Origin of the sequence: Stutzerimonas stutzeri (genome assembly GCF_013522825.1) — a bacterium.
Lineage (GTDB): Bacteria > Pseudomonadota > Gammaproteobacteria > Pseudomonadales > Pseudomonadaceae > Stutzerimonas > Stutzerimonas stutzeri_AK.
The window spans coordinates 1-4,539 of record NZ_JAAMQZ010000078.1 but is presented as its reverse complement, the minus strand read 5'-3'; the positions used below and the strand labels follow the sequence as shown (position 1 = coordinate 4,539).

The 4,539-nt window shown below is 65.9% G+C and carries 5 protein-coding genes and 1 pseudogene; all 6 read right to left on the bottom strand.

Annotated features, from left to right (window positions below; translation table 11 throughout):
- A pseudogene (locus tag G7020_RS23510) lies at positions 1–886 on the bottom strand (conjugal transfer protein TrbE); the annotation flags it as partial.
- A 12-nt stretch (positions 887–898) separates the two neighbouring features.
- Positions 899–1,168, bottom strand: coding sequence for a VirB3 family type IV secretion system protein (locus tag G7020_RS23505; RefSeq protein WP_003092280.1), 270 nt, complete (start codon positions 1,166–1,168; stop codon positions 899–901).
- Positions 1,165–1,551: a TrbC/VirB2 family protein gene (locus tag G7020_RS23500; RefSeq protein ID WP_000150010.1), complete on the bottom strand. Its 387-nt coding sequence runs from the start codon at positions 1,549–1,551 to the stop codon at positions 1,165–1,167. The genes G7020_RS23505 and G7020_RS23500 overlap by 4 nt, the downstream gene beginning before the upstream one ends.
- The gene (gene trbB / locus G7020_RS23495) at positions 1,548–2,618 is read right to left on the bottom strand and encodes a P-type conjugative transfer ATPase TrbB (protein ID WP_033936880.1); all 1,071 of its coding nucleotides are present in this window, start codon (positions 2,616–2,618) and stop codon (positions 1,548–1,550) included. Before trbB ends, G7020_RS23500 begins: the two co-directional genes overlap by 4 nt.
- Positions 2,615–3,091: a ribbon-helix-helix protein, CopG family gene (locus tag G7020_RS23490; protein WP_000085131.1), complete on the bottom strand. Its 477-nt coding sequence runs from the start codon at positions 3,089–3,091 to the stop codon at positions 2,615–2,617. The genes trbB and G7020_RS23490 overlap by 4 nt, the downstream gene beginning before the upstream one ends.
- The coding region (gene traG / locus G7020_RS23485) for an IncP-type conjugal transfer protein TraG (protein ID WP_181087200.1) at positions 3,088–4,539 on the bottom strand (1,452 nt) is incomplete at its 5' end. The genes traG and G7020_RS23490, both read right to left, overlap by 4 nt.

Genomic DNA, 4,539 nt, shown 5'->3' with positions numbered 1-4,539 from the left:
TCGTTTCGCGCAGCAGCGCGATGACGTTCTTGCGCTTGGCGAACCATTGGCGCCGCAAGCGCCCCAATTCCCGTTCCGCCTCGGCTTTGTCCAGGCACAGGAAGCGCGTACTCCAGCGATACGCAAAGCCCAGGCGGTTGAGGTCGTCCAAGATCCCCGGCCAGGTCGAGGTCGGGAAGCCTCGTACCGACACCACGCGCAGGTGCTGATCGCCCAGCATGGGCGCCAGGCCGCCGACCAGCGCGGCATCGGCCAGCAGTGCGTCGATATGGAACGGCACGTCGGGCACGCCGACGCGATAGCGCCGCGTGGAGACTGTGGCATGCAGGTAGGTCAGCGTCTGGCTATCGTCCAGCCAGGCAATCTCCGGCATCACACCATCGAGCAGGTCGAACACGCGATCGGTCTCTGCCACGAAGGAATCAAGCCGACCACGCCAGTCCACACCCTCAGTGGGCCGGTTCTCGTACAGCATCCCAGCCGCACGGGCGCGAGACTCTTGCGGCGGTAGGTGTTGCAACGTGAAGTGATAGACGCTCTCGAAATGGCCATCCGACTCCTCGAACGCCGCGCGTCGCTCCTCATCCACCAGCCAGGACAGTGGTTCGGGAAAGGAGGATTGCGGATAGCTCGATGCCCGCATCCGCTCGGCCTCGATATAGAAGGCCCAGCCAGACCCGGTACGGCGAAGCGCGTTGTTCTGCCGCGCCGACGTGGCAATCAGCTCGCCCTGTGTCGCACTGTCCAAGTCGGGGCCGCGAAACTGGAACGTGCGTTGAAACGAACCATCTTTGTTCAGCACAACGCCCGGCGCGACCAGCCCGGCCCAGGGCAGCCAGTCGGCAAGCAAGGCCGGGCGCTGACGATATTCGGCAAGGTTCAGCATGGCGTCCTCCCCTCACACGTCCAGAAGCGGGCGGTGTTTGATATGCCGCGCGAAGACCTGCATGAACTGCGGATCGACGCGCGCACCCCATACGGCCAGCGAGTGGCCGACGATCCAGAGCACCACGCCGGGAATCCACAGTTGCAGGCCCAGCCCGACGGCGGCGGCTAGCGTGCCGTTGGCAATCGCCACGGTGCGCGGCGCACCGCCCAGCAGGATCGGCTCGGTCAGCGAGCGATGCAGCGGCACTTCAAAGCCCGGAAGATCGGTGGCCTTACTCATACGACGGCCCCTCCGGAGAAGCTGAAGAACGACAGGAAGAACGAGGACGCGGCGAACGCGATGGACAGGCCGAACACGATCTGGATCAGCTTGCGAAAGCCGCCGCTGGTATCACCGAACGCCAGCGCAAGCCCCGTCGAGATGATGATGATCACCGCCACGATCCGGGCGACTGGCCCTTGGATGGATTCGAGGATGGAGGTCAGCGGCCCTTCCCACGGCATCGAGGAACCGGCGGCCTGCGCCGTGCCCGCCAGCAACAGCATCAGCGCGGCCAGCAGCAGCCCTTGCCCTGCGGGACGGGCCAGGTGGCGCAGCCGCGCCATGCTGGACAGGCGAGAAATAGGATTTACGGAAAGACGGAAAGCATCAACGTGCGTCATGGCAGTTCTCCAGGTTGGTCAGGGGTCGAGGAAGGCGCAGCGGCAGCGGCTGCAAGAGGAACCGGCGGCAGCTCGGGAAACGGCGTTTCCAGCGCATCTGTCAGGCGATAGCCCGCACCGTCGAAGCCGACGACACGGGAGATGGTTTCGACGTGACGTTTGCGGCCACGGCCTGCGATGTGAATCACCACGTTGACCGCCTCGGCGATCAGGGCGCGGGGCGGATTCACTGCCACTTCGAGGATCAGTTGCTCCAGACGCAGCAGTGCGCCCAAGGCGGAGCCGGCATGGATGGTGGCAATGCCGCCGGGGTGGCCGGTGCCCCAGACCTTCACCAAGTCCAGGGCTTCGCCGCCACGCACTTCGCCGACGATCACGCGGTCAGGCCGCAGGCGCATCGTGGCCCGCACCAGCTCGGTCATTGTGACGACGCCGGCGCGGGTGCGCAGCGGCACATGGTCGCGGGCCGCGCATTGCAGCTCGATGGTGTCTTCGAGCACCAGCACGCGGTCGCCTGTGGCGGCGATCTCGGCCAGCAGCGCGTTCGCCAGCGTGGTCTTGCCGGTGCTGGTGCCGCCGGCGATCAGGATGTTCTGCCGCTCGCGCACGGCGCGGCGCAGGAACTCGGCCTGCCCGGCGGTCAGGATGCCGTCGGCCACGTAGCGATCCAGGCCGATGATGCTCACGGCCCGCTTGCGTAGCGCGAAGGCTGGCCCCGGGGCGGCCGGAGGCAGGATGCCCTCGAAACGCTCGCCGGTTTCCGGCAACTCGGCGGTCAAGAGCGGCTGGCCGCGATGCACCTCCGCGCCGACATGCGCGGCGACCAGGCGGATGATGCGTTCACCATCGGCCTCGGGCATCTCCACGCCCAGCGGCGAGCGACCCGACGACAGCCGATCCACCCACAGGGTGCGATCGGGGTTGAGCATGATTTCCACAACATCCGGATCTTCGAGCGCAGCGGCGATCAGCGGCCCCATCGCCGTGCGCAGCATCTGGATGCGGCGATCCTGGGACGCCGCGGCGGATGAGCGAGGTTCAGGCGGAATCTGCGGAACGGCACTCATGACGCACGCTCTGCAGCTCGCTCATCGGCGGACGCCATCGCTGCTGCGTCATCCATCCGCATCGGATCGGGGTGCAGTTCCTCCACCACGTCGCGCACCAGACTGCGGCCACGCAGCAGGTGGCGACCCAACTGCTCGACGAACTGCTCGAAGCGCGCTTTGCCCTGGGCGCGGGCCGCGTCCTTGTGGGCTTCTGGCACCGGCGTGCTGATGGTCAAGAAATAGCGGATGAACAGCGCCAGCGTTTCGATCTGGATGTTCTGGTCGCGCTCCATGCGTTCGGTCTGCCGCGACAGTCGATCCAGCCGCTTGGCAATGGCGGCCTCACGCTGGTCGCCCGCATCGGGTGACAGCCAGGACGCCAAGGCCGCTGCGACGATGGAGGACTTGGACACGCCTTTCTTGGCGGCAAGTTCATCCAGGCGCTTGGCGTGCTCGGGCTGGATGAAAAGATTGAGGCGGTATTGGCTCATAGGTCGATTCCGTCGTTGGGGTCGAGAGAAGCCAGCCGGGCCGTGCGCTGCATGGCCGGGTCGAGCTGGCCGGGAAGCGGGAGCGCCAGGTCGTCGTCATCGAGCAGCTCCAGGTCGTTCGCACACGCGTCCAACTCGGGCTCGTAGGCGACGGTTTCGGAGAGTTCGAGCTGGCGGCGCGGGCCGCCGTCATCGGTGCCGCCCGGACCATCGGCGGATACCGAGGTCGGCGCCGTAGGTACGGCCGGGATCGCCAAGCCGCTCCAGTCGTCGGGGCGGGCTGGCGGCGCGTCGGCGTACCTCCCGACTGCGAGCACGGGCGGTGGCAAGACGCGATCCTTGAAATTGGCGTCGACGTAGTAACGCAGCTTCTTCGCGCGGATCGGGGCAACGCTGGACACCATGACTACGGCGTCCTCAGGTGGAAGCTGCATCACCTCGCCGGGCGTCAGCAGCGGACGTGCAGTTTCCTGACGCGACACCATCAGGTGCCCCAGCCACGGAGCGAGGCGGTGGCCCGCGTAGTTGCGCTGCGCGCGAAGCTCGGTGGCGGTGCCGAGGGTTTCGGAAATCCTTTTCGCCGTCCTTTCGTCGTTGGTGGCGAAAGTCACCCGGACATGGCAGTTGTCGAGGATGGAATGGTTCTGCCCATACGCCTTGTCGATCTGGTTCAGGCTTTGAGCGATGAGAAAGCTGCGGATGCCGTAGCCGGCCATGAAGGCAAGCGCGGACTCGAAAAAATCGAGGCGACCCAGCGCCGGAAACTCGTCCAGCATCAGCAGCAGCTTGTGCCGGCGCGCGATGCCATCGCTGCCGTCGAGCGATTCGGTCAGCCGCCGCCCGATCTGGTTCAAGATGAGCCGGATCAGCGGCTTGGTGCGGCTTATGTCGGAGGGCGGCACCACCAGATAGAGCGATACCGGGTGCTCGGCGGAAATCAGGTCGGCGATGCGCCAATCGCAGCGCGATGTGACTTCGGCCACGGTCGGGTCGCGGTACAGGCCGAGAAACGACATGGCGGTGGAGAGCACGCCCGATCGCTCGTTGTCCGACTTGTTGAGCACTTCGCGGGCAGCGGATGCGACAACCGGGTGAGGCGCATCGCCCAGGTGCTTCGTCGTCATCATCCGGTGCAGCGTCAGCTCGAACGGACACGCCGGGTCGCTGAGGAAGTTGGCGACGCCGCGCAGCGTCTTGTCCTCGCCTGCGTACAGAACATGCAAGATTGCACCGACCAGTAGCGCGTGGCTGGTCTTCTCCCAATGATTGCGCTTCTCTAACGCACCTTCAGGGTCAACCAGAATGTCGGCGATGTTCTGCACGTCGCGCACTTCATGTGCGCCGCGCCGGACTTCAAGCAGCGGGTTGTAGGCGGCCGACTGCCTATCGGTGGGGTTGAAAAGCAGGCAGTGCGAAAAGCGCGAACGCCAGCCCGCCGTGATCTTCCA